The 24,688-nt window shown below is 47.2% G+C and carries 22 protein-coding genes; 20 read left to right on the forward strand and 2 right to left on the reverse strand.

The features are described 5' to 3' along the window. Positions 1 to 96: 96 nt before the first annotated feature. On the reverse strand, positions 97 to 1,104 hold the full coding sequence (locus ACS5WU_RS11725; protein ID WP_302760399.1) for a helix-turn-helix domain-containing protein: 1,008 nt from the start codon (positions 1,102 to 1,104) through the stop codon (positions 97 to 99). Between the two features lie 262 nt (positions 1,105 to 1,366). Between ACS5WU_RS11725 and ACS5WU_RS11730 the strand changes: the two genes are divergently transcribed. The 8 genes from ACS5WU_RS11730 to ACS5WU_RS11765 all read left to right on the forward strand — a co-directional run bounded on the left by ACS5WU_RS11730 (position 1,367) and on the right by ACS5WU_RS11765 (position 9,910). Next, entirely contained in the window at positions 1,367 to 3,175 is a 1,809-nt protein-coding gene (locus tag ACS5WU_RS11730; protein WP_302760398.1) for an ABC transporter ATP-binding protein, read from the forward strand. A 1-nt stretch (position 3,176) separates the two neighbouring features. Beyond that, complete coding sequence (locus ACS5WU_RS11735) at positions 3,177 to 4,916, forward strand: ABC transporter ATP-binding protein (RefSeq protein ID WP_465089173.1); 1,740 nt, start codon at positions 3,177 to 3,179, stop codon at positions 4,914 to 4,916. A 1-nt stretch (position 4,917) separates the two neighbouring features. Next, positions 4,918 to 5,535: an MptD family putative ECF transporter S component gene (locus ACS5WU_RS11740; protein ID WP_046443734.1), complete on the forward strand. Its 618-nt coding sequence runs from the start codon at positions 4,918 to 4,920 to the stop codon at positions 5,533 to 5,535. Between the two features lie 4 nt (positions 5,536 to 5,539). Next, on the forward strand, positions 5,540 to 6,268 hold the full coding sequence (locus ACS5WU_RS11745; RefSeq protein ID WP_302760396.1) for an energy-coupling factor transporter transmembrane component T: 729 nt from the start codon (positions 5,540 to 5,542) through the stop codon (positions 6,266 to 6,268). Next, a complete protein-coding gene (locus ACS5WU_RS11750; protein WP_302760395.1) occupies positions 6,268 to 7,689 on the forward strand; it encodes an ABC transporter ATP-binding protein in 1,422 nt (473 codons plus the stop codon). The genes ACS5WU_RS11745 and ACS5WU_RS11750 overlap by 1 nt, the downstream gene beginning before the upstream one ends. Positions 7,690 to 7,782: 93 nt before the next feature. Beyond that, positions 7,783 to 8,292 (forward strand): GNAT family N-acetyltransferase, encoded by a 510-nt coding sequence (locus ACS5WU_RS11755; protein ID WP_302760394.1) that lies wholly within the window; start codon positions 7,783 to 7,785, stop codon positions 8,290 to 8,292. A gap of 285 nt (positions 8,293 to 8,577) precedes the next feature. Continuing rightward, on the forward strand, positions 8,578 to 9,540 hold the full coding sequence (locus ACS5WU_RS11760) for an aldo/keto reductase (protein WP_320607195.1): 963 nt from the start codon (positions 8,578 to 8,580) through the stop codon (positions 9,538 to 9,540). A gap of 46 nt (positions 9,541 to 9,586) precedes the next feature. Further along, positions 9,587 to 9,910 carry a carboxymuconolactone decarboxylase family protein gene (locus ACS5WU_RS11765; protein ID WP_414734474.1) on the forward strand — a complete coding sequence of 108 codons (324 nt, stop codon included), beginning with the start codon at positions 9,587 to 9,589 and terminating at the stop codon, positions 9,908 to 9,910. 104 nt (positions 9,911 to 10,014) lie between these two features. Here the strand turns inward: ACS5WU_RS11765 and ACS5WU_RS11770 are convergent, their stop codons facing one another. Further along, positions 10,015 to 11,145 carry a glycerate kinase family protein gene (locus ACS5WU_RS11770; protein ID WP_046443728.1) on the reverse strand — a complete coding sequence of 377 codons (1,131 nt, stop codon included), beginning with the start codon at positions 11,143 to 11,145 and terminating at the stop codon, positions 10,015 to 10,017. Between the two features lie 317 nt (positions 11,146 to 11,462). On the opposite strand from ACS5WU_RS11770, the gene ACS5WU_RS11775 reads away from it, so the two are divergent. The 12 genes from ACS5WU_RS11775 (at position 11,463) to ACS5WU_RS11830 (ending at position 24,656) form a co-directional block, all read left to right on the forward strand. Next, positions 11,463 to 12,119, forward strand: a complete 657-nt coding sequence (locus ACS5WU_RS11775) for a GntR family transcriptional regulator (RefSeq protein ID WP_046443727.1) — start codon at positions 11,463 to 11,465, stop codon at positions 12,117 to 12,119. Positions 12,120 to 12,130: 11 nt separating this feature from the next. Further along, on the forward strand, positions 12,131 to 12,994 hold the full coding sequence (locus tag ACS5WU_RS11780; RefSeq protein ID WP_046443726.1) for an HpcH/HpaI aldolase/citrate lyase family protein: 864 nt from the start codon (positions 12,131 to 12,133) through the stop codon (positions 12,992 to 12,994). Between the two features lie 33 nt (positions 12,995 to 13,027). After that, positions 13,028 to 14,446 (forward strand): aldehyde dehydrogenase family protein, encoded by a 1,419-nt coding sequence (locus ACS5WU_RS11785; protein WP_046443725.1) that lies wholly within the window; start codon positions 13,028 to 13,030, stop codon positions 14,444 to 14,446. A 12-nt stretch (positions 14,447 to 14,458) separates the two neighbouring features. Then, entirely contained in the window at positions 14,459 to 15,394 is a 936-nt protein-coding gene (locus ACS5WU_RS11790) for a D-2-hydroxyacid dehydrogenase (protein WP_046443724.1), read from the forward strand. Positions 15,395 to 15,426: 32 nt separating this feature from the next. After that, positions 15,427 to 16,326, forward strand: a complete 900-nt coding sequence (locus tag ACS5WU_RS11795; protein ID WP_302761288.1) for a helix-turn-helix domain-containing protein — start codon at positions 15,427 to 15,429, stop codon at positions 16,324 to 16,326. A 126-nt stretch (positions 16,327 to 16,452) separates the two neighbouring features. Continuing rightward, entirely contained in the window at positions 16,453 to 17,235 is a 783-nt protein-coding gene (locus tag ACS5WU_RS11800) for an SDR family NAD(P)-dependent oxidoreductase (RefSeq protein WP_046443723.1), read from the forward strand. A gap of 54 nt (positions 17,236 to 17,289) precedes the next feature. Beyond that, positions 17,290 to 18,546: a M24 family metallopeptidase gene (locus tag ACS5WU_RS11805; RefSeq protein ID WP_046443722.1), complete on the forward strand. Its 1,257-nt coding sequence runs from the start codon at positions 17,290 to 17,292 to the stop codon at positions 18,544 to 18,546. A gap of 313 nt (positions 18,547 to 18,859) precedes the next feature. Further along, a complete protein-coding gene (locus ACS5WU_RS11810) occupies positions 18,860 to 19,879 on the forward strand; it encodes a substrate-binding domain-containing protein (RefSeq protein ID WP_302761284.1) in 1,020 nt (339 codons plus the stop codon). A 153-nt stretch (positions 19,880 to 20,032) separates the two neighbouring features. After that, positions 20,033 to 21,586 (forward strand): sugar ABC transporter ATP-binding protein, encoded by a 1,554-nt coding sequence (locus tag ACS5WU_RS11815; protein ID WP_302761282.1) that lies wholly within the window; start codon positions 20,033 to 20,035, stop codon positions 21,584 to 21,586. Next, positions 21,583 to 22,560, forward strand: coding sequence for an ABC transporter permease (locus ACS5WU_RS11820; protein ID WP_046443719.1), 978 nt, complete (start codon positions 21,583 to 21,585; stop codon positions 22,558 to 22,560). The genes ACS5WU_RS11815 and ACS5WU_RS11820 overlap by 4 nt, the downstream gene beginning before the upstream one ends. A gap of 33 nt (positions 22,561 to 22,593) precedes the next feature. Further along, positions 22,594 to 23,643 carry an inositol 2-dehydrogenase gene (gene iolG / locus ACS5WU_RS11825; protein WP_302762369.1) on the forward strand — a complete coding sequence of 350 codons (1,050 nt, stop codon included), beginning with the start codon at positions 22,594 to 22,596 and terminating at the stop codon, positions 23,641 to 23,643. Beyond that, a complete protein-coding gene (locus ACS5WU_RS11830) occupies positions 23,640 to 24,656 on the forward strand; it encodes a Gfo/Idh/MocA family oxidoreductase (RefSeq protein WP_302762367.1) in 1,017 nt (338 codons plus the stop codon). The genes iolG and ACS5WU_RS11830 overlap by 4 nt, the downstream gene beginning before the upstream one ends. The last annotated feature ends 32 nt before the right edge of the window (positions 24,657 to 24,688 follow it).

The following is a 24,688-nucleotide window of genomic DNA, read 5'->3' on the forward strand; positions in this document are numbered from 1 at the left end:
GTGGCAAGCTCCTGAGGGGGACACACCGCACACGCTTCTGCGGAAGATCGTATCGCAGCCCGCTTATATGGTTAAGGCATTCCCCGGTATGGGTACTCACTTAGACCAAGAGGAATTATCTATTCTTGTTCTTTTTTCTTCTGCCATCATACCACGCAGCCGCCCCGGCGTATATCCGTAGACGTTTTGAAATGTATGGTAAAAGTTTGCTTTGCTGTGGTATCCTACTTCTGCCGCGATTTTCTCCACTGGAAGAGAAGTTGAAGTCAAAAGTTCCACCGCACGTTCTACCCGCACCGCGCGCAAATATTCCGAAACCGATTTTCCTTCGGTCAGCCGGAAACCTTCCTGCAATTTATTTTTATTGATTCCTACCATTGAAGAAAGTACAGAAATTGTCGGTGGATGGATTAATTCTTTTTTTAGTATTTGTTTTGCCTGTTCGAGCAGCAAATGGTCTTCCCGCCGCAATGAGATACACGGTTCCGTACGGCTGCGATCCATATAGTCCATGATCATTCCTGCCGCAGCAAGCCCTTGTCCGCGCAGGAAAAGGTCGAATGCCGCACCGGAGAGGGAACAGCTTTCAATTTGCCGGCACAGGGCGGATAATGTGGGAAGAAACACTGTCTCCGCATTCAGTAACTTATCGCAAAGAGGCCAGAAATCGGCAGGGAGGGAGACATTGTTACAGGTGAAGAAATCTTCAAAAAAATATAACGCAGTAAACGTGAGATGGGCCCCTTTTGGTACCCGCATAAAAAACGGTACGGTGGAAATACAAACATAAAAATGAAGCCCTGCATCCAGCGTGCGTTTTTCATCTCTACGCCGGTAAGTCTCTACTGCGTCTGCGTTATTGATGGAAAACCCCATATATTTTTGTCGAAGCTGCGTACGGCTCAAGTATCCTTCGTATATCGTAATGTCTGATTTTGCAAACATCAGGGATGCAGGATCGCCGCACAATTCTACACGTCCGTACGCCTTTGCCCCGCAGCCGCCGGGAAAACGGTAAATTACGCCTCTTTGGGTATCTTCCCTGACACCACCCAACCGTTCGTACAATGTATATACATCTTTTATTGAATTGGATACGATCATTTTCTTACTCCGTATTATTTTGGCATAAGCCGTATTGTTTTGGCACACATTTTCCCGGCCTGTTTTTCGTCAAACACTGGAAAACAAAGGCGATGAACGAATTACCGGCCCTTTGGAGGGTATCGTTCCAAACGCAGGAAAGGCCTTGCCTGTAAGATAATTTTATGCTATTCTTTCAAACGGTTAGCGCAAACTAACTACGGAAAATTATACTATGATTCGATTCGCCGGTCAAGAATGGTTACGGCGGGAAAGGAAGGGTATGTACAAGCAAAAGAAAAATACAATTAGCAGGGTATTTTCCATGGCTTGCTGCCCGAAAGGGAAATATACGATCGGCATTATTTTGTCAGCAGGCGGAATCCTCTTGGCCGCAGTACCGTTTTATGCCATTTACCGGATCGTTGAGGGATTCCTTTTTGCGGCAGCCCAAGAAACGGTTTTTCAATCAGCCTCTGCTTTTACATGGGCGGGCGTTACAGTAGGCAGCATTGCAGCAGGGATTGGTTGCACGATCGGAGGAAGCTGCCTGTGCCACGCGTCGGTTTTCGATGCTCTTTACCGCCTGCGGCTGCGCATCATGGAACACATGGGAAAACTAAGTATGGGATTTTTTACTGATGGGCGCGCGGGCGCTACGCAAAAAATGATGGAAGATAATGTCGAAAAAATGGAATCGATCATGGCTCATACGTTTCCCAATGTGGTAGGAGCCGCATTGCTGCTGGCTGCACTTGCCGCGCTGATGTTTTATTTAAACGTATGGCTGGCTATAACGGTTTTTGCCGCGCTCGGAATTGCATTCGCCATTCAATTTTCCGCTTTTGGCGGGAGCCGCGGACAAAAAAACTGGGCGAACCTCAATAAAACGGTAACCGACCTTGACGCTTCTTTTTCGGAGTATGTATCGGGAATGGAAGAAGAAAAGATATTCGGGCATTCCAAAGCGGCCGCTTCCAAGCTGACAGAACTGATTGAAAAAACCCGGCAATACTGGGCCGTTTACTTAAAACGTGTTACTCCAATTTTTGGAGCATACAAAACAATTACCCTGTCGCTTCTTGCATTTATCCTTGCTGCGGGAACGATTCTAGTCCTAAATCATCCTGGCGACCAGGAAATGGTGAGCCAGATATTGACGTTCCTTATCATTGGTCCGGCTGCCATGAATCCGTTGATGGAACTTGTTGAGATGGGCTCTGATTTACAAAATCTTTCCGTTAAGATGGATCAGATCGACAACGTATTCGACTGTGTGCCTATGGTGGAACCCCAGAACGGAAAAACTCCAAAGGGCGCGGATATTGTTTTCCATGACGTATCTTTTTCCTATCAGCCTGCATCTGATCCGCTCAGGCGAATGGCGCTTGACCATGTCAGCATGAAAATTCCATCAGGAAGTTTTGCTGCCCTTGTAGGGCCTTCAGGCGGCGGAAAAACGACGGCAGGACAACTGCTTGCCCGGTTTTGGGATATCGAGAGAGGTTCGATTTCCATTGGCGGTGTCGACCTGAGGGACATGAAAACCGGGACACTGATGGACCAGGTTGCATTCGTTTTTCAGGATACGCACATTTTCGCACAGTCCGCATTCGACAATATCGCAATGGGACGCCAAGCAAGCCGGGCTCAGGTTGAAGAGGCTGCGCGTGCCGCACGTTGCCACGATTTTATTGCCGCGCTTCCACAAGGATATGATACGCATCTGGGCGATGGCGGACACAAATTATCCGGTGGGGAAGCGCAGCGGATCGCCATTGCGAGGGCAATTTTGAAAAATGCTCCGATTGTTGTACTGGACGAAGCGATGGCTTTTACGGATGCGGAAAATGAACTTGCGCTTCGCCAAGCGATGGAAGAGCTGCTGCAGGGAAAAACTGTGCTGATGATTGCACACCGCTTGTACTCCATAAAGGATGCTGATCATATATTCGTCTTATCGGAAGGAAAAGTAGCGGAAGAAGGGAAGCATGGGTTCCTGCTGGGAAAAAATGGGCTATATGCCCATCTGTGGAAGATCCAAAGCGAAAGCGAACAATGGAGTATGAAAGGAGTCACTACCCATGCGTAAGATGATACAACAATTCACGTTTCACCATCCCAAAGAGTTAATTGCGCCCACTGTATGGCTGTTTGTATCTGAGGTGTCCACGCTGGTTCCCGCTATTTTGGTCTTTTTCGGAATATATGTGTTTGGCGCAGCCTTTTTTCCACCCTATACACTGGACACCGGGAGCCTGATCCAGTTGTCTGTCGCTGCGCTTGTATTTTGCGCCCTGCAATATGTCATTGAATTGATCTCCTATTGGAATACTTATTTCAGGGCTTATCGTGACACAGCGAAAAAACGGATTGCCTATATTAAAAAACTGCGCACGTTACCTCTCGGATTTTTTACAAAAAAAGAATCCGGAGAGTTGATCAATTCGTTTGGGAACGATTTTGCAAATGTCGAATATACGATGTGTTATTGGCTCCCATTTACCATTGCATCAAGTTTGTTAATGGTAGTATTCGCCGTTTGGATGGCTATATTTGACTGGCGTATGGCAATCGCAGCTTTTGCCTTGCTTCCGGTATGTCTGCTGATGAATCATTTCGCAGGAAAAATAAAAAGCAGGACCAGCCGTAGAGTCTTGGAAGCGCGCGCGAAAGCCGCTACCCAGCTGAACGAATATCTGCATGGCATGAAAGACCTTAAGGCCTATCGACAAGCCGGCCAAGGATTCAAACAGCTTCAGAAGGCATATGACAATCTACGGAAAACGACCATGAAAGACGAACTTGTGGCCGGGAGCCTGGGAAATCTATGTTCCGTGCTTACACAATTTGTCGTCCCGGTCATCGTGGTATCCGGTATGTATATGCTTCTTGGCGGGGGACTGCATATCCTCGATTATATAGGGCTTATCATTGTTGCAACCAAGCTCTCATCTCCTATGATGATGTTGGTAACGAGCCTTGGCGCATTGCGCGGTATGGCCCCATCCGGCGAACGGCTGGATTCCGTGATGGAGACACCTTCACAGGAAGGCAGCCAGACGGTGGAAAAAGTGGATGAATATTGTTTCAGGGATGTCGGGTTTTCGTATGGCAGTGAAGAGAACGTGATTCGCTCGGCAAACTTTGATATCCCGGCCGACCGGTTTACTGCGCTAGTAGGCCCCTCCGGGAGCGGAAAATCGACCTTGCTCCGGTTGATGGCACGATTTTGGGACAATCAGGAAGGGATGCTTACTGCAAATGGACGGGATATTCGCCAGATTCAGCCAGACAGCCTGCTTTCCAATATTTCTATGGTAATGCAGGATACCTATCTGTTCCGCGGAACCATACGTGAGAACCTGTGTTTTGGTAAAGATATTCCGGACGGGCAGTTGGAAGAAGCTTGCCGAAAAGCAAGCTGCCATACCTTTATCAGTAAATTGCCAGAGGGATATGACACGATGGTAGGAGAGGGCGGCGCCACTCTTTCCGGTGGGGAGCGGCAGAGGATTGCGCTCGCAAGGGCGTTACTCAAAGACGTTCCGATTTTGCTTCTGGACGAGCCGACCGCTTCGCTGGATGCAGATAATGAGGCCTTGGTACAAAACGCATTAGACGAAATTGCAAAAAACAGAACGGTAATTATGATTGCACACCGCCTAAAAACTGTTCGCGGGGCAGATCAAATTCTTGTGATCGAGAACGGTAGCGTTACTCAGCATGGAACGCATGACGAACTTCTGGCGCAGGAAGGACTGTATCAAAGATTATGGGCGATTCAAAATGAAGCCCAATCAATACAATTCAAACATATGGAGGAAAAATGAAATGGAAATTCCAAAAAGAAAATTCTTAAACTTGAAAGAACTTGTAACAGACGTACTTCTTTCTGTCTTGATGCTGGTGCTATCGTTAATCATTAGCGCGCCGTTTTCTGCAAGTATGCCGCTTCTTTATTTTCTCGTACCCGGCCTGGCTGGGATACTTTGGGGAATTATCTACGTGGTAATCATTGCCAAATGCCCGCATCCCGGCGCACAGATTTTCCCCGCTCTTATTTACGGATTGTATTTTCTGTTGTCTGGCAGCGTCTATGTATTTTTGTTCTTTGTAATCCTTGCTGTTGTAAATGAACTCATTATGCTGAAGGGCGGATATGAAAGCCGTTGGCGGCCGGCTATCCCCATTATTCTCATGGGCTGCCTGAATGCAATGGGATCAACCCTGACGTTATTGTTGTTTCGGGATAGTATGGTACAAAGCTATATGGCAATGGGTATGGATCAGGCCGCAGCGGACGCCGCGCTTTCCTCAGTGGAAGGATTCTGGCTTGCGCCACAGAATATTGCGATTGCCCTGGTATGCGCCGCTGCGCTTACTTTCGTCGGTTACCTCTTAGGAAGAAAGCTGATGAAAAAACATTTCCGCCCGGCTGGTGCCGTATAAATCCATGAATAACGAAAAAAAACTTCTCGATCCACGGACTTACCTGTTCCTGTGCATTGCCAGCATTATAGCCGTTATCGTAATTCGAACTGAAACAAGCCTTGCATTCCTTTTTGCCGCTTGTATGGTTATACAGGCAATGTGCGGCAAAGCTGTCCGGATTCCGGTTTACCTTGGCGGATATTTGTTTTTGCTCTGGCTTTCCTGGGCAGGCGTACAATTACTGGGAGACCTTTCTACCTTTTTTATTGGCAGCGCGCTTTCCAACATTGGCATTTTAGGGAGGCGGGCGATGATCCCGCTTTCCTTTGCCTTCTTGATCGGGGAAGCGCCGACCGGAAGTTTGCTCGCTGCGTTCCATGTGCTCCATATCCCCAAATCCGGCGGAATCGCGGTTGCTGTTATACTGCGTTTTTTTCCTACGCTTGGAGAGGAATATCGGTGTATCCGCAACGCACAAAAATTCCGGGGCATTGGCGTCGGTTTTTGGAATACATTGGCACATTTGCCCTCGACACTGGAGTATATTTTGGTGCCTCTGATTATGCGCACTACCAAAATTTCGGATGAACTGTCCGCTTCCATTACCGTTCGCGGCGTGCGGTTTGGCGGTCAGGTTGTAAGTTACCGCCCTCTCTGTTTTTCGCGGAAAGATATTGCTTTATGCGCCGGATATACCGCAGCAGTCTTCTTGTTTGCGTTTCTCGATAAAGCTGGATTGGGAGGCATATGATGATTGAACTGAAAAATATTTGTTATGCCTATCCGGGCGCACACAAAGGAGCCGGACAACTTCAGGGAATCAACCTATCCATCGGTCAGGGAGAGTGTATTCTTTTGTCCGGGGTGAGCGGCTGTGGAAAGACAACGCTTACACGTGTTTTGAATGGGCTCTGTCCGCAATTTTACGAAGGAGTCCTCACTGGAGAATACCGCATTGGCGAAAGGGATGCCCGAAGGATTCCGATCCATGAATTGGGAACCATTGTGGGGAGCGTATTCCAAGATCCCCGCAGTCAGTTTTTCGCAACCAACGCAACAGATGAACTCGTATTGGGGATGGAAAATATTCCGCTTGCACGTGAAGAAATGCACCGCAGGACGGCTGCAACGATTTCGCTTTTGGAGATTGAACGCCTGATGGGCCGACGGATTTTCCCGCTATCCAGCGGAGAAAAGCAGCGCCTTGCTATTGCTTCTGTCTGCGCCATGGAGCCGAAGGTACTCGTGCTTGATGAACCATCTGCAAACCTTGACAGCGAAGCGATACAGCATCTTTCCATTTTGTTATATCGCTTAAAAGAAAAGGGCTGTACGATCGTGTTGTCCGAACACCGTTTTTCCTATGTGCGTGAGTTATTTGACCGGTTGGTTTTCATGGAAAATGGAAAAATTAGCTCCATTTTGAGTCGGGACGAGGCGCTTTCCCTTACTCCGGAACAGCTTAGCACGATGGGGATACGTGGATTTCAGGAACCAAAACTCAAGATTTGTGGAACTGCTTTGGAACAAGGCGATGAAGTTCTTCGCGTACAGGGGATTTCCTGTTTCCGGAGCGGAAGCCAAATATTAGATGATGTATCCTTCCATGTACAACGGGGGCAAATCCTTGCTGTTGCAGGGCAGAATGGAGCGGGAAAATCTACATTATGCCGCGCCGTGACAGGTCTTTACCGTTCACAGGGGGCGGTGGAGAATGAGGGACGGTTCCTCCGGCGGAAACAACGTACCAAAGCTTCTTTTTTTGTCCAGCAGGACGCAGATTACCAACTCTATGCGCCTACGGTCGAAGAAGAATTTTATATCGGATATAAATCCGATCCGCAGCGCCGCGAAAAAACGCAAAAGGCACTGGCAGCAGTAGGGCTTTGGGAATACCGCGAGCGGCATCCGATTTCCCTTTCGGGAGGCCAGAAACAAAGGCTTTTATTAGCGCTCGCCTCTGTAAGCGGCAGACGTATTCTGGTTTTCGATGAGCCGACAAGCGGGCTTGACGGCCACAATATGCGCCTTACTGCTGGCATTTTGAAAGAATTGGCGAGCAAGGGCAACTATGTGGTACTCATTACACACGATATGGAACTAATCGACCTTGTGGCAGATAGTATCCTATATTTATCCGGTGGAAAAATCGTTTACCACAAAAAATTATAAGAATATCGGGAGAGAAAGACTTGAAACAATCAAAATGAGTAAAAAAATGATACAATAGAAATGGAAAATAAAAATTTGTTGAGGTTGTTTTCAATGATTATCAGACAAGAAACGCATAAGGATTACGAGGAAATCTATAAACTTATTGCAGAAGCATTTATGACAGCAGAACATTCTGACGGAAATGAGCAGGATTTAGTGGTTGATTTAAGAGCAGGAAATGCGTTCATTCCAGAATTGTCTTTAGTTGCTGAAATAAATGGAGAAATGGCAGGGCATATTTTATTTACAAAAGCTAACGTAGGTAATGATGAAGTACTTGTTTTAGCGCCACTATCAGTGAAACCGAAATATCAAAGACAGGGAATTGGAAAAGCTTTGATTTTGGAAGGGCATAAGATTGCGAAACGATTAGGATATCCGTATTCATTGGTCTTGGGGAGCAATACGTACTATCCTAAGGTTGGATATATTCCTGCGGAACGGTTCAATATTGAAGTCCCAAATGGTATACCTGCCGATAATTTTATGGCAATTAACTTACAGGAAAAAGCGAAGCCGATTGGTGGTAAAGTTATCTATGCAAAAGAATTTGGGATATAAATTCCAAATTCTATCCTTTACCCGTTTATGGGTAGCAAGAAGCAGCAGCGCAAGTGGCAGATCAATATGCGTCTTGAGATGCGGCTAGTATTCTTAGGGCTACGCCCGCATATAAATACTCCCGGCAATGCCGGGCTTTGTTTATTTTAGTATGATTCAAATACGTTTTCCACCTGAAGCAATCAAGTCGTTAGCGGGCGGTGCAAAAATGTTGATTAAATTTCCTGTTGACTTGGAGTGCACTCCAGGTATTATGATAAAAGTAAATCAGAAAGGAGAGAGAATATGGAGTATATAAAATTGGGTAATTCCGGCATCGAGGTGTCGCGCTTTTGTGTTGGATGTATGAGTTTTGGCGATCCTGCCAGTAAAATGCACGCATGGACGCTGAATCCGAAGGAAAGCGAAACCATAATAAAGCACGCACTTGATCTTGGCATCAATTTTTTTGACACTGCCAACACTTATTCTGCCGGAACCAGCGAGGAATATCTGGGACGCGCTATTCGCGGCAATGTGCCGCGCGATCAGGTGGTGCTTGCCACCAAGGTTTATTTTAACGAGGGAAATTTATCAAAAGGGGCTATCCTGAGGGAAATCGACGGTTCCCTAAAACGGCTGGGAACCGATTATGTCGATTTGTATATCATTCACCGTTTTGATTACAACACGCCGGTAGAGGAGACGATGGAAGCGCTGGACAGCCTGGTAAAATCCGGGAAGGTCAGGGCGCTGGGCGCATCCGCTATGTATGGCTATCAGTTTTTTAATATGCAGCTTGCTGCAGAAAAGAACAACTGGTCGCCTTTTGTCTCTATGCAAAACCACTATAATCTCTTATACCGTGAGGATGAACGTGAGCTGATCCCTGTTTGTAAGCAGCAAAATGTAGCGCTTACACCTTACAGCCCGCTTGCTGCGGGAAGGCTTTCGCGTATGGAGTGGAAGGCCAATACAAAGAGAAGCGAGACCGACAAGATGGCCGCTTCAAAATACGACGGAACGCAGGAAACAGATTATGCCATCGTACAACGCGTAAACGAGCTGGCGGAAAAACACAATGCCACAATGACGCAGGTTGCCCTGGCATGGCAGTTTGCAAAAGGAGTCGCGTCGCCGATTATCGGCGCAACTAAGGCAGAATATTTTGACGATGCGGCAGGTGCGCTCAATATCCGGCTTTCCGGCGATGAAATCACTTATCTTGAGGAACCGTATGTTCCGCATAAAATCGTAGGCGCAATTTAAACTGGCGGAATCAGGATTTGATTTTTATGGGATATCAGGAGGTATGATGATGAAGAAAGTGACGGCAGGCAGAGACGACTTAGGCGGATTTGCCCCTAAGTTTGCACAGTTAAACGACGATGTATTGTTTGGCGAAGTATGGGCGAGAGAAAAAGAACTCTCCCCGCGTGACAGGAGTTTGATTACCGTGACCGCATTAATAGCCGGTGGTATTTTGGACGGCTCGCTAAAATATCATCTGCAAACCGCAAAGGCAAACGGCATCAAAAAAGAAGAAATTGCGGAGGCGCTGACACATCTTGCCTTTTATGCGGGATGGCCAAAAGCGTGGGCAGCCTTCCGGATGGCGAAGGACGTTTGGGCGGAATAAATGAGGAGTGACGGCGCATAAAACGAGTTGAAAAGTAATACAAAAAATAGTTTGTGAATCGATAAAAAAGCCTGGTTCTTCAAGTGCGAAGGGCCAGGCCTTTTTTATTTGGAAAAACTTTGGCAGAAACGGATTGCGTTGCGCGTCATCATCGAAATGTTGTCTTTGGTAAACGCAAGGGCATCTGCTAACTGCATCGGCGCAACGACGGTATCCCACACGGCAGATAATCCAAGGGAGTCAAAGTCAAAAAAACCCGGCTCGATAGAACCGACAATGGCGATTGCAGGAACACCAACGCGCCTTGCCGCTTTTCCCACACCACACGCTACCTTGCCGCGTTGTGTTTGAGAGTCGAGGCGGCCTTCACCGGTGATTACCAGATCGGCAGACCGGGCGATTTCGGAAAAACCGGTGAGTTCCAGCACGGTATCAATCCCCATTTGCATGGTCGCATCCAAAAAGGCCACCAGCCCTGCACCAAGCCCGCCAGCAGCCCCACTTCCGGGAAGAAAGGCGATATCTGCACCAAGGTCTTTTTTTACCATTTTTGAAAAATGGCGCAGACCCTGGTCGAGAAACCGAATCATATTATGGTCAGCGCCTTTTTGGGGCCCGAAAATCCATGCGGCGCCTTCTTCACCATAAAGCGGATTTGAAATATCGCACATGGCGATGATCTTCGTATTCCGTACAGCCGGATCGATATGGGTTGTGTCAATGCGGCTTATTTTATGCAGGGTACCGCCGCTTGGCACAAATTCCACATTGTCCTGATCATAAAATTTGACGCCGAGAGCGGCGGCCATACCACAGCCTGCGTCGTTGGTAGCGCTTCCACCCAGTCCGATAATGATTTGGGGAAACCCTTTTGAAATTGCGTCAAGAATCAGCTCTCCCACGCCGAAGGTAGTTGCCTGCAAAGGATTTTCCTTCCCCTTTACGAGAGGAAGGCCCGCGCATGCTGCCATTTCGATCATTGCGAAATTTCCGCACTCCCCATAAAAAGAACGCATAGGTTCGCCGAACGGGCCTGTTACAGTTAAATAAGATTTATGACCGCCCAGTGCTTCCAGGAAACAATCAACGCTTCCTTCGCCACCGTCCGCCACTGGAATACACACAACGTCGCATTCAGGCAGTGCTTCTAAAATCGTATGTTTCATAATATGGCAGACCTCGCTGCTGGAAAGAGACCCCTTATAAGAATCAGGAACGAGTACAATACGTTTCACGATTTATAACCTCCAAATTTTTATGTCTCAATATTACATCCTCACAAAAATAATGCAAGTCATCCGTTTGGTTTTTGTAGAAAAATAGCCCTTTTCAACATTTTGATATAAATAAAATTCATCACGCTGCGGGCTTTGGTTAAAAGGGCTGCAAGAGTATTGACACCCCCAAAACCATGTGCTAGTTTTAAATTACGATAAGCGATTGCATACAAAATGCAATACACAAAATGTAAAATGCAATACACCCATTAAATTATAAGTTCCAGCATCAAACAAAATTAGACCGAACAATTTCGCAGATTAAAGAGTGCTATATGAAAATTACAAGAACATCAGTTGCAGACAGAGTCGCAGAACAGTTGAGGATGCGCATCATAAAAGGAGAATTGCTTCCGGGGGAAAAGATCGTTGAAGAAGAATTTTGTAATGAAATGGAAATCAGCCGTACGCCGCTCCGGGAAGCCTTCAGGGTGTTACAGGTGGAAGGATTCCTTTCATACAAGCCCAGATGTGGCGTAACGGTATCGAGTTATTCGATTGAAGATGTGGAAGAGTTGTGGGATTTAAGGTCCGTTTTGGAGTCGACGGCAGCTGCCCGCGTGGCGAACAACCGACAGTCTGATATAATTAAGAACCTTGCGTGTTTGAGCAGCGGGAATCCATTTATACAAGAATACGATAGCGTAAGCTTTTCAAAAAACGATACCCGCTTTCACACGACGATTGCCAATGGGTGCGGGAACCGGTGGATGGAAACGGAAATTGTCAGTTTGTGGCAAAAGGCCGCCATGCCCAGAAGAGTACTACTATATGATATAGAATCGGCAAAGCAATCCTGTGCGGAGCATGAGTTGATTGTACAAAGGATTAAGGACGGAGATTGTGAGGGTGCCTGGAAAGCGATGGACAGCCACATCAAAAACAGCCTCGAACGGATTAAAGAGAAATTTGACAGAAGTCATTTACAATAAGGAGAAAAGTCATGCAGGCAAAAAGAAGGTCGATGTTATATGTACCGGGGAGCGATCCCAAAAAATGTTTGAAGGCATTAATGTTCAATAGCGACAGCGTCATCTTTGACCTGGAGGACGCGGTGGCGCCGGACCAAAAGGAATTTGCGCGCCAGACAGTATGTGAGCTGTTAAAAGCACCGAGGGAAACAGGCAAGGAGTTGGTTGTGCGGGTAAACCAGGTGTCGGACTCTGTTGGCATGGAAGACCTGAAAGCGATCCTCCCGTGCAAGCCGGATACGGTAATCCTGCCCAAGGCTTCAGCACGTGAAGTCACGATAGCGGATACATTTGTTACTATTTTTAGAGAAGACAGAGAGATTGGATTGATACCGCTGATCGAGACTATGCACGGGCTTGTAACGTTGCGTGAAATCTTAAATAGCTCAGATAAAATAACGGGTGTCCAGTTTGGAGCGGAAGACCTGACAAAAGAAATGGGTATCAGGCGCACGGCGCAGGGAAAGGAGCTTTCCTACGCACGAAGCGAGCTTACGTTTATCGCAAGGTCGTTTGGTGTGGATGCGATCGATACCCCATATGTGGACTATCGGGATGTGGAAGGCTTCGAACAGGACCTTGCGTATATCCGCTCAATCGGTATGACGGCAAAAACGGCGATCCATCCGTCTCAGATTGAAAAAATCAATCAGGCATTTACTTTTTCCGAGCGCGATATCGCTGAGGCAAAGGAAATTGTGGAAGCATTTGAAAAGGCTGTGCAACAGGGACTGGGCGTAATCAGTATCAACGGAAAAATGGTGGACGCGCCTGTTGCCAAAAGGGCTGCGGATGTTTTAGCAAGCGCAGGGCTCAATGAAGTCAAAGGATTTTGAATATCGTAATCATAAATAGAGGAGAAGAAAAAAATGGTTAAGGAAACTGTGAAGGAAGAAAGAACAGAAGAAGAGCTTATCTCAAGCCTGATGGACAAAGCGCGTGCAGCGCAGAAGCAAATAGAGTTCTGCACACAGGAGCAGGTGAGAGAGCTTGCGGCAGCCATTGGCTGGTATGCAATTAACAATGCGCAGCGTTGGGCGGAATTTAATTTTGAAGAGACAAAGATGGGGGATGTGAAAAGTAAAATCGCCCGTACCCAAGCCCGTGCACGCGGCTTGATGCGCGATCTTAACGAAGCAAAAACTGTAGGGATCATCGAAGAACTGCCGGAAAAGTGTCTCGTAAAGATTGCAAAGCCTGTGGGCGTAGTTGGAGCGATGGTGCCTGTGACGGTTCCTGCGGGGGTGGTATTTATCAAAACGATGAATGCGCTGATGGGCCGCAACGCAATTATTTGTTCGCCGCATCCCCGGGCTAAAAAAACGACAAATATGGTGGTAGGAGAACTGCGCGCGCTTGTTAAGCGGTTCGGATATCCGGAAGACCTGATCCAGTGTATCGAACAGCCAACGATGGCTTTATCAAAAGAACTGATGAAGCAGTGCGACCTGATTGTGGCGACAGGCGGCGCAGGAATGGTAAAGAGCGCGTATTCATCAGGAACGCCGGCCTATGGCGTGGGCGCAGGAAACGTCGTAACGGTTGTGGATGAAACGGCAGACCTTGCCGATGCGGCACAAAAAACAGTGGAAAGTCAATTAAACGACCTCGCGATCGGCTGCTCGACAGAAAATTCCCTCGTGATCCAAAAAGGTGTTTACCAGAAGATACTGGACGAACTTAAGAAGCAGGGCGCTTACCTGTGCAGCCCGGAGGAAAAGGAAAAGCTCCAGCATACACTTTGGGTGGACGGACACCTCAATGGGGATATCATATGCACGACGGCAAGTAATATTGCTGAAAAATCCGGATTTACGGTTCCGGAGGGAACGACGTGCATCCTCGTGGAAGAAACGGGCTATGGCAAGGAATTTCCGTTCTCTGGTGAAAAACTCTCTGTGGTGGTGACGCTTTACCAGTATGATACGTTTGAAGATGCGATTGAGCTGGTAAATGGAATTCAGGCGTATTCTGGAGCAGGGCACTCCTGTGGCATCCACAGCTTCGACGACGACAGGATTTTGGAATATGCGCTTAAAACCCATACCACGCGCGTGGGCGTTCGGGTAGCGCAGGGAAAAGCGAATGCAGGGAACTGGAACAACGGAATGCCATTTACAATATCCCTTGGATGCGGCACGTGGGGCGGAAACATTGCCAGTGAAAATATTACGTGGAAACATTACATCAATACAACATGGGTGATTCGGGAGATACCGAATTTCAAGGTTCCTACAGACGAAGAGCTTTTTGGAAATGTCATAGAAGATAAGAGGGTTCTTGGATAAGAGAGGCGTGGAATGAAAATTGTAGTTTTGGATGGATACACAGAAAATCCGGGCGATCTTTCATGGGAAGGCCTGGAAGCGCTGGGCAGGCTGAAGGTGTATGAAAGGACACCCGTAGATAAAGTTGCGCAGAGAATTGGCGACGCACAGGCTGTCTATACAAACAAGACGCCGGTTACGCGCGAAACGCTGGAAAAGTGTCCAAATCTTAAATTTATCGGCGTGCTTGCAACAGGCTACAATGTGGTGGATGTAGCGGCGGCAAAGGAAAGGGGAATTGTGATCAGCAACATTCCCACCTATGGCACAGCGGCAGTCGCGCAGATGGCGATCGCGTTGTTGCTTGAGATATGCCACCATGTGGGCGCGCACAGTGAAAGTGTACACCGAGGGGAATGGGAAAATTGCAAAGACTGGTGCTATTGGAATTACGACCTGATCGAGTTGGACCAAAAGACCATGGGCATCATTGGATATGGCAGGATTGGTAAAGCGACAGGCCGGATTGCAAAAGCACTGGGGATGCGGGTGATTGCTTATGACACATATGTGCATGAAGAGGAGAGTTGCGACCTTGACACACTTCTTCGCGAATCTGACGTAATCGTGCTGCACTGCCCGCTTTTTCCTGACACGGAGCAGATCATACGTGCCGAGACAATCGATAAAATGAAAGAGGGAGTTATCATCATTAATAATTCACGGGGACAGTTGATCAACGAACACGACCTTGCACAGGCGCTTGAAAGTGGAAAGGTATCGGCAGCGGGACTGGACGTTGTATCTACTGAACCGATCCGTGGGGATAACCCGTTGCTTAAAGCGAAAAACTGCTTTATTACACCGCATATTTCATGGGCTCCAAGGGAGAGCCGGCAACGGCTGATGGATATTGCAGTATCAAACCTTGAAGCATTTTTGAAGGGCGCGCCCGTTAATTGCGTATGACGTGGAGCAAATAGCAGAAGGGGGAATGTGGGATGAAACGGTTTGACAGATTGTATCAAAGTATTAAGGATGTTGCAATCGGAAGGCTGATATATAATTACTATTTCCGGGACATTCAGGCAGGATGGAAGATGGAAAAACCGCATTCCCATAATGCTATTGAAATCATTTGCTGCATAGATGGAAGATTCCATGCGTGGGCACAAAAGGAAAGCAATGCAGTAATGGTAAAAAAGCCGGAATGCCTGATTCTCGAGCAGGGCATTCCACACAGGATATATCTGGAAAAAGATGCCAACGCGTTATGTGTCTGTATCCAGATCAACAAAGACGCAATTATTCCCGGACTTGGCTGCGGGCCTTTTATTGAAGAAGAGTTTAACCTTTTAAAGGATAAGTGCTATGGTGGCAAAGGATTTATCAAAGTTCTCGACGACAGCACGATAGCCGATAATATCACCCGCATCATCAGGGAAATCAACGAAAAAGAAGCCGATTGGGAAGAAACTGTAAAATTTGAAGCAGTAGGGCTATTCATCAAATTATACAAAAATATCAAAAAACAGTACGAAGGAATTACAAATAAAAGCAACGAGCACATTTACGGGGCGATGACCTACATCTATGAAAACATTTTGAATCCAATTACACCCAAGGATATTGCCCAGCACATTCATCTCAGCCCTAACCACCTGATGCACCTTTTCAAACAGTGCACGGGAAAGTCGGTTATGGATACTGTGATGGGAATACGGGCAGAACGGGGCAAAAATCTTTTGGAAAACACAACGCTCAGCATATCAGAAGTAGCGTTTCAGTGCGGTTACCCAACATTACAGCATTTCAGTATGCACTTTAAAAAACTGTATGGGACGTCGCCATCGGAATACAGAAAGCAAATCGCAGAGATAGACCTCCTGCAAAGCAGATAGGGCTGCGCGCGAAAAGCGGAGCAGGGTATTAGTATAATCAATCGTTACAAAACAGATAGAAAAGCAACAAATGATGTTAAATTCTAACACCATAATCATTAATTTTACCAAAGGAGGGACATAATTATGACATTAGAAGGCAAGGTGGCAGTTGTAACCGGTGCTGCAAGACCGGAGAGTATCGGCCAGGGAATCGCGCTGAGGCTGGGTATGGAAGGAGCAAATGTTATTTGCTGTGACCTACGTGAAGCGGACGAAACGGTTGCTGCAATCAAGGAAGCGGGTGGTAATGCCATTGGATTTCAGGGAGACATCACCAAGTGGGAAAACTGTAAAGGAGTAATTGATTTTGCGGTTGAAAAATATGGTAGAATTGATATTCTCGTAAACTGTGCAGGTGTATCATCAAGGCTTCCGATTGAAGAGGAACCGCTGGAAAACTGGGACTTCATCATGGATATCAACCTGCGTGCAGTATGGATGATGTGCAGAGCTGCAATCCCTGAGATGAGAAAAAATGAATTTGGCAGGATCGTTAACATCGCTTCTGAAGCAGGTGTGCTCGGATGGACAAGACATGCAGTTTATGGCGCATCCAAAGGCGGTGTTGTCAGCCTTACGAGGTGTCTTGCAATGGAAACCTGCCATGATGGGATTACGGTAAATACGGTGAACCCAATGACAATTCCAACAAGGTTGTTTCTCGATCAGGGTAATCCGTTGGTTGGCAAGAACCTGGATGATTCACTGGATGCGATCCCAATGGGTACGCTTTCCACACCGGCTGATATTGCAGGAGCTGTGAATTTTTTCGTCGGTCCCGACGCCGGGTACGTGACCGGCCAGTATTTGAACATTGACGGCGGATATTCTGCGGGAAAAGCGTACGATAAAAAAGTAGAAAAATAAGGCCGATATGGCTTAAAACAAACAGAAGATAACGAAAAAAGAGGAGATTCTATTATGAAATACGACAGACCATACAGGCGTTCCCGTTATGGGACGATGGCAAAGGATTACGAACTGGGCGTGGATTTTGCAAAGCTTCGCTCCGACCGCGTCAAAAAGGCGCAGGCACAGCTTAAGGAAAAAGGACTGGGGGCACTTCTGTGTTTTGACGGTGATAACTGCAGGTATATTTCTTCGGCGTATTTACCTTACGGGATGCGTGAATATTTAAATGAATACTGCCTGCTTCCGGTGGAAGGAAAGCCCTTCCTGTACGACCTGGCAACTCCGGCAAAGCGCATTACCTGTCCGTGGCTCGAGGACAGGATCGCCCCGCCGATCACGCTTTTACGTGGTGCTCTGGAGCCGTTTACAGGCCTTCACAAAGTGTTTGCAAAGCAAATCAAGGAAAGATTGATCGAAATGGGCGTAGAGAAAAAGCCACTTGGCGTGGACTTTGCAGAGATCACGATGATCAGGGCGCTCGAAGATGAAGGAATTGAGGTCGTTGACGGACAGCAGGCGATCGTTGATGCACGTGCGATCAAGACCAAGGAAGAAGTCGAGCTCATTATGCAATGCTGTGCGATCGCGGAATCGGCACATGACAAGGTTGTCCGTGCGATCCGCCCGGGTATTAAGGAAAACGAGATCGTATCGATAGCTTCCAAGGAAGTACTTGACATGGGAATGGAAACGATACTGCTTATCCAGACGGTGACAGGGCCCCGCGGTATCCCACATTCACATTGTGCAACAGACCGGATCGTACAAACAGGGGATATGGTTTACTGCGATCCCACCGTTGCATTCCTTGGATACCGTACCTGCTATTATCGCACCTATGTTTGTGGCAAACCTACACAGGCACAAATCGACGCTTACGAACAAGCATCAAAGTGGCTGCGGGACGCAATGAACGTGGTAAAGCCGGGTGTGACGACTGCGGATATTGCAAAAGCGTTCCCAAAAGCGGAGGAATTTGGCTACCGCAACGAGGACGAAGCGTTCCTCCAGCAGTACGGGCATGGCGTGGGGATAGCCCAGTGGGAAAAACCCATTATTTCAAGGCGGTTCTCTATCGACCATCCGCAGGAGATCAAGGAAGACATGGTGTTTGCGCTGGAAACCTGGTGTAAGGCAGAAGACAACTCCGGTTCGGCAAGGATAGAAGAGCTTATCCACGTAACCAAGGATTCCTGTGAGATATTGACCTGTTATCCGTCTGACCACCTGATTTCGTGCGGAACGCCGGGATGCGAGGTGTTCTAACAGATCGACGGGAGTCAAACCCTAAACCAATATCAACAGTTACTCCATATGCTTATGGGTGAGGAGCGGCGTCCCACCGCTCCTCGGCGAGCCCAAAGGAATTTAAAGAATTCAAGTTATATTTCTACTCTGACCACATAAAAACAATCATCATTTTTATACGTTTTACCTTGCCTTGTGTTTGTATTGGCTAAAATGTGCGGAAAAAATGAAAAAAGGTAAAATATCGTAAAAATAGATCGAAATATGAATCTATGCTTTTAATGTAGGCTTACATTAAATGAAATAAAAAATAAATTAGGAGGAAAAGAAAGTGAAAAAAGTACTGGTATGTGTTATGGCGTTATTGATGGTGTTTGCCCTTGTAGCATGCTCTGCGGCAAGTGAACCGGCGACAGAGGCATCAACGGCGGGGGAAAGCTCATCTGAGGCTTCAGGGGAAGCCAAGCCAGCAGGCGATGGAATTGAAATCGCTTATCTGATCAACTCGGCAAACGATACTTATGAAAACTATGTGTTCAACAGTGCAAAAGAGTATTGTGACGCGAATGGTATCAACCTGACCATGTATGACGGCCTTAACGATACGGGCAACCAGCTCACGCAGCTTGAAACGGTATGCTCTAATGGCGCGGATGCAGTCATTGTCGTTCCGGTAGACACAAGCGGGGATGGACAGGAGTACCGTGCGATTACGGATAAATATAACATACCGATCGTGTCCGTCGCAAGGGAATTGAAGTCAGCCTGGGTAAAGGTTTCCGTCGACTCTGCAAAGGTTGGTAAAATGCAGGCTCAGTATGTAGTAGACACCCTGGGAGACAAGCTTGACGTAGCGCTCCTGGTGGGGACGCTTGGTACGGAAGATCAGCAACAAAGGACAAGCGCAAACCATGAAGTATTTGACGAGCACCCAGACATCAATATCGTGTTTGAGGAAACCGGTGAATGGCAAAGGGACAAGGGAATGACAGCGTGCGAAAACTGGTTACAGTCGGGCACACATATTGATGCGGTCGTAGCGAATAACGACGAAATGGCTGTAGGGGCGGCGCTTGCGATTCAGGCAGCCGGAAAAACAGATGAAATCAAAGTTTTTGGGATTGACGGAAATGAGGCAGGACTAGAAGAGATTAAGAACGGGACGCTTACTGCAACAGTATTCCAGCCTACAGAACAAGGCAAAATGGCTGTTGAGGCCTGCCTTGACTGCATCAATGGAAAATATACCGGCGAAGGGGAGCCAGAATGGCTTCAGGTAGAGCCAGAGATTGTTACAGAGGAGAACCTTAGTAAATTCTGGGAGATCATTTTTGGGGAACCTCTGGAATAACCAGCTGAAAGGTGACCGGATAACAATTACTATCTGTCTTCTGTAAAAATTGTGGCAGGCGTCCTGCCCCAAAAAGGCGGGACGCCCTGCAATACAGAGAAATTATTTTTCAGAAGGCACAGCCGAAAGATATCTCAAGAAACAGGTGGCAATATGAATGACAACAATGAAGAATATTTATTGGAAATGAATCATATCACAAAGCAGTTTCCAGGAGTTTTGGCGCTCAACGACGTATCGCTTAAAGTCAAAAAGGGCGAGGTGCATTCCCTGCTGGGGGAAAACGGAGCGGGAAAGTCAACCCTGATGAAGATACTGATGAACATTTATCCGCAGGATAAGGGGGAAGTGGTTTTTAAGGGTGAGAAACGTACACGTAACGAGGCTACGATCGAAAAATCATTGGAGAGCGGCATTGCAATGATTCACCAGGAGCTGGCATCGTTTCCTGATATGACGATCGCCGAAAACATATTCCTGAACAGAGAACCGAAAAAAGGAATTTTTGTAGACGAAAAAAAATTGAACCAGGAAACGATCGAATTGTTCCGGTATATCGGAATGGATGTTGATCCCAAAAAGAAGATCAGGTCTTGCACGACATCGTACATCCAAATGGTTGAAATCGCAAGGGCGGTTTCACTGAAGGCGGATCTTATTATTATGGACGAGCCGACATCCGCTATTACGGATAAAGAGACTGAGCTTTTATTCAATATCATTAAGAAATTAAAAGACGACGGAAAATCGATTATCTATATTACGCATAAAATGGATGAAATATTCCGCATTGCGGATGTGGCGACCGTGCTGCGCGACGGCGAGCTCATTGAATCAAGGGTATCGGTGGCGCATACAACGGAGGATAAGCTTATTTCCTATATGGTAGGAAGGGAAATGACGCAGATGTATCCGGAATATGAGGCGCAGTTGGGAGAAGTACTCCTTTCTGTGAAGCACCTGTCCAGGCAAAGAGAATTTAAAGACATCTCGTTTGACGTACGGGCGGGCGAGATCCTCGGGATCGCAGGAATGATGGGGGCGGGACGCTCCGAGCTTGTTTCTGCAATTTTTGGGATCACAAAGCCAGATTCGGGCGAAGTCTATGTGAAAGGCAAAAAAATGAGGCCAAACGATCCGGCACAGTCGATAGAGAATGGAATGGCAATGCTAACTGAGGATAGAAAAAGGACAGGGCTGTTCCTGAATATGTCTGTCGCGGATAATATGTCGATCCCCAGCCTGAGCGAATTTAAGAACGGCTTGTTTTTGTCAAGAGACAAAATCGGCAGGGCAAGCACTGAACAGGTCAGGAATATGAATGTGAAAACGCCTAGTAACGACACGCCTGTGGCATCGCTTTCCGGGGGAAACCAGCAAAAGGTTCTACTTGGAAGGTGGTTACACAGGAATCCGGACATCCTGATTATTGACGAACCGACAAGGGGAATCGACGTAGGGGCAAAATATGAGATCCACAAAATTATATGCGATCTTGCAAAAAGCGGAAAAGCGATCATTATGATCTCATCTGAAATGCCGGAAATACTTGGTGTAAGCACCCGGGTACTGGTGCTTTCAAACGGGCGTCTTTCCGCAGAGCTCGTTAAGGATTCGGATTTCACACAGGAAACAATTATGCACTATGCAGCCCAAAAAATAACAGACGAGATTATCGAGGACAAAAAGGAGGCTATGGGAAAATGAATAATATCGCAGCCGGAAGGACTTTAAAAGAAAAAATGAGCGGCGTTACCTCAAAGATGGGGACGTTGCTGATCCTGATCGGGATCATTATACTGCTCAGTATTTTAGCGCCCAATTTTCTGTCGGTGAATAATTTTATGAACATCATCCGGCAGGTAGCAACCACAGGTATCATTGCTTATGGGATGGTTATGGTAATGATTACCGGAGGAATCGATCTTTCCGCAGGATCTATGCTTGCATTTTCCTGTATGGTGATTGCCGTTTTTGCAGAAAAAGGCAGTACAGCGACAGCGGTAGTACTTGGCATTGCAGTAGCAACGGCCTGCGGACTGATCAACGGTTTTGTGATATCGGCAACGGGGATACCGCCGTTTATCATGACGCTTGGAATGCAACTGATCCTGCGTGGCGCAGCAAACCTTGTAACAGGAGGATTTACGGTGACTGGTTTTGATAATGCGTTCAAGGAGATCGGACAGGGAACCATTGGCGGCGTGATACCGATTCCCGTTGTGATCTATGTGGTTTTGGGAATCATTATGTTTTTGGTACTCAGTAAAACCGTATTTGGCAGGAAGGTATTTGCGATTGGCGGAAACGAAGAAGCCTCGCGGCTTTGCGGCGTAAATGCAAAGAGAGTAAAGCTTGCAGTATATACGATTTCAGCATTTCTGACAGGTATTTCGGCAGTGTTGATTACCTCCCGTACCGCGGCGGGCAACCCTTCCGTAGGGCTCAATTACGAATTTGACGCGATTATCGCGGCAGTCGTCGGAGGAACCAGCCTTTCCGGAGGCGTGGGATCGATCCCCGGATGTATCATTGGCGCACTGATCGTAGGTTGCATCGAGGCGGGGCTTACGATGCTGGGCGTTTCCGCGTACTACAAAAATATCCTGAAAGGTGTTTTGATCATTGCGGCTGTCATTATCGACGTGAGCAAAAATAAGCTGGCGGCAAAGAAAGCCTGAAAGATTGGAATAGATGACCGGAGGAAGATAGAAATGCTGAATATTGGTTTGATCGGATGCGGCAGGATAGGGAAAATGCACGCGGAAACGGTTGTGAGCCGGATACCGGATGCAAGGCTGGCAGCTGTATGCGATGTATCGGAGGAAGCAGCTGCCGAAGCGGCGCAAACGTATGGGGCGGAGCAGTATTTTTCAGACTATCGTAAGGTTTTGGACAATCCGGGCATTGATGCAGTGCTTGTCTGTTCCAATGGCGATACCCATTCGGAGATTTCGATTGAGGCGGCAAAGGCCGGAAAACATATTTTTTGCGAAAAGCCTGTGGATGTATCGATCGGCCGGATTGTTGAGACAATGGAAGCGGTGGAAAAATCAGGTGTAAAGATGATGGTAGCCTTTAACAGGCGATTCGATCCAAATTTCCAAAAGATCAAAAGCATGGCGCTCAGCGGCGAGCTTGGCAGGCTGAAAATGATCCGGATCACCTCGCGTGATCCGGAAATGCCAAGCGGGGAGTATGCCCGAAAATGCGGCGGGCTTTTCATTGACACGACGGTCCATGATTTTGACATGGCTGCCTTTCTGGCGGGTGGAAAAATCATGGAGGTTTATGCGAACGTGGTGTCTATGCGAAGTGCTGACGGGGAAGAACTGGATGATTATGAGCCTGCGATTACGACGCTGAAATTTGAAAACGGCGTGATTGGCGTGATCGATAACAGCAGGGACTGTGCGTACGGGTATGACCAGCGGATCGAGGTTTTTGGAACAAAGGGCGCTGCAGCCGCTGAAAATGAGAGGGAAACAAACGTAACGGTCAGCGACTGTGACGGATTCCATATGGAAAAACCCTATTATTTCTTTTTGGAACGATACAAGCGCGCGTATGAGGAAGAGATGCGGCAATTTGTGGAGGCGGTCGTCCATAATTTCGATACGCCGACTTCTGCGCAGGACGGATTATATTCACTTGCAGCTGCAATGGCCGCCAATAAATCGGCAAAGCAAAACAGACCGGTGCTTCTGGAAGAAATTTTAAATACAGAAGGTACAGGGCGGCAGGGAAAGGAGAAACTGCTTTGAGACGTATTAAGACAGGCGTCGTGGGATTCGGCAGGCTGGGAACGATCCATGCTGAAGACATTGCATTTTCGATTCCGAATTCAGAGTTATACGCAATTTGCAGGAAAGATCCTGATAAAAAAACTGATCATATATTTGACGGAGTCAAAATATACACAGATTATGACGAGTTTCTTAATGATCCTGAAATGGAAGCGGTCTGCATTGTTTCGAGCTCCGATATGCACTGCGAGCAGGCAGTCAAGGCGTTGGAACATGGAAAACACGTATTTGTTGAGAAGCCTCTTGGAATTACGATTGAGGAGTGCAGCCGGGTAAAAACGACTCTTTCACGCTGCAGGAACCTTATCTTTATGGTAGGGTTCCAGAGGCGGTTTGATCCGTCCTATCTGGATGCAAAGGAAAAAATTAAGGAAGGCATTATCGGCAGGCCATACCTGATGAAATGCTCTAGCTGTGACAAAGAAGAATTTGCTGGAAGCTGGCTGCGGTATTCGCCTACGAGCGGAGGGCCGTATTTTGATTGCTGCGTGCACGATATAGATCTCGCGCGCTGGATTTTTGGTTGCGGCCTGGAATCGGTGTATGCAGTCGGTGATTGTTACCTTTATCCAGAGGCAAAACAGTATCATGATGCGGACAGCGCTTATGCCCTGATGAAGTTTAAAAACGGCGAAACCTGTTATTTGCATACAGGAAGAATTACGCCGCACGGATATCATACGGAAACCGAAATATGGGGAACAAAAGGAATTTTGAGGATTGCGAATATTCCACGCGCCAATCGGGTGGAATTATTGGAAGGGAGGGGCTGCCTCGTGGAGTGCGAGCCCACCTTTGTCGAGCGCTTTCGGGAAGCGTTCCTTCTTGAGAAAAAAGTTTTTTTTGATTGTATTGAACAAAAACGCATGCCGGAGCTGACGATAGACGATGCGATAGAGGCGACAAAGATTGCGCTTTTGGCAACACGGTCGTTTTTGAGCGGCCAGGTTGTGAAAGCGGAAAACAAATAGTTTGCGAAACTAAGGTCAAGATTAGGAAAATG

It is taken from the genome of Christensenella sp. KGMB01412, assembly GCF_055522415.1.

Coding starts and splice junctions, on each gene's coding strand:
- ACS5WU_RS11775 (WP_046443727.1), top strand. CDS start 11,463: ATGAAAATTACAAGAACATCAGTTGCAGACAGAGTCGCAGAACAGTTG.
- ACS5WU_RS11760 (WP_320607195.1), top strand. CDS start 8,578: ATGGAGTATATAAAATTGGGTAATTCCGGCATCGAGGTGTCGCGCTTT.
- ACS5WU_RS11815 (WP_302761282.1), top strand. CDS start 20,033: ATGAATGACAACAATGAAGAATATTTATTGGAAATGAATCATATCACA.
- ACS5WU_RS11755 (WP_302760394.1), top strand. CDS start 7,783: ATGATTATCAGACAAGAAACGCATAAGGATTACGAGGAAATCTATAAA.
- ACS5WU_RS11750 (WP_302760395.1), top strand. CDS start 6,268: ATGATTGAACTGAAAAATATTTGTTATGCCTATCCGGGCGCACACAAA.
- ACS5WU_RS11800 (WP_046443723.1), top strand. CDS start 16,453: ATGACATTAGAAGGCAAGGTGGCAGTTGTAACCGGTGCTGCAAGACCG.
- ACS5WU_RS11725 (WP_302760399.1), bottom strand. CDS start 1,104: ATGATCGTATCCAATTCAATAAAAGATGTATATACATTGTACGAACGG.
- ACS5WU_RS11740 (WP_046443734.1), top strand. CDS start 4,918: ATGGAAATTCCAAAAAGAAAATTCTTAAACTTGAAAGAACTTGTAACA.
- ACS5WU_RS11790 (WP_046443724.1), top strand. CDS start 14,459: ATGAAAATTGTAGTTTTGGATGGATACACAGAAAATCCGGGCGATCTT.
- ACS5WU_RS11765 (WP_414734474.1), top strand. CDS start 9,587: ATGATGAAGAAAGTGACGGCAGGCAGAGACGACTTAGGCGGATTTGCC.
- ACS5WU_RS11805 (WP_046443722.1), top strand. CDS start 17,290: ATGAAATACGACAGACCATACAGGCGTTCCCGTTATGGGACGATGGCA.
- ACS5WU_RS11730 (WP_302760398.1), top strand. CDS start 1,367: ATGTACAAGCAAAAGAAAAATACAATTAGCAGGGTATTTTCCATGGCT.
- ACS5WU_RS11735 (WP_465089173.1), top strand. CDS start 3,177: ATGATACAACAATTCACGTTTCACCATCCCAAAGAGTTAATTGCGCCC.
- ACS5WU_RS11820 (WP_046443719.1), top strand. CDS start 21,583: ATGAATAATATCGCAGCCGGAAGGACTTTAAAAGAAAAAATGAGCGGC.
- ACS5WU_RS11780 (WP_046443726.1), top strand. CDS start 12,131: ATGCAGGCAAAAAGAAGGTCGATGTTATATGTACCGGGGAGCGATCCC.
- ACS5WU_RS11745 (WP_302760396.1), top strand. CDS start 5,540: ATGAATAACGAAAAAAAACTTCTCGATCCACGGACTTACCTGTTCCTG.
- ACS5WU_RS11785 (WP_046443725.1), top strand. CDS start 13,028: ATGGTTAAGGAAACTGTGAAGGAAGAAAGAACAGAAGAAGAGCTTATC.
- ACS5WU_RS11795 (WP_302761288.1), top strand. CDS start 15,427: ATGAAACGGTTTGACAGATTGTATCAAAGTATTAAGGATGTTGCAATC.
- iolG (WP_302762369.1), top strand. CDS start 22,594: ATGCTGAATATTGGTTTGATCGGATGCGGCAGGATAGGGAAAATGCAC.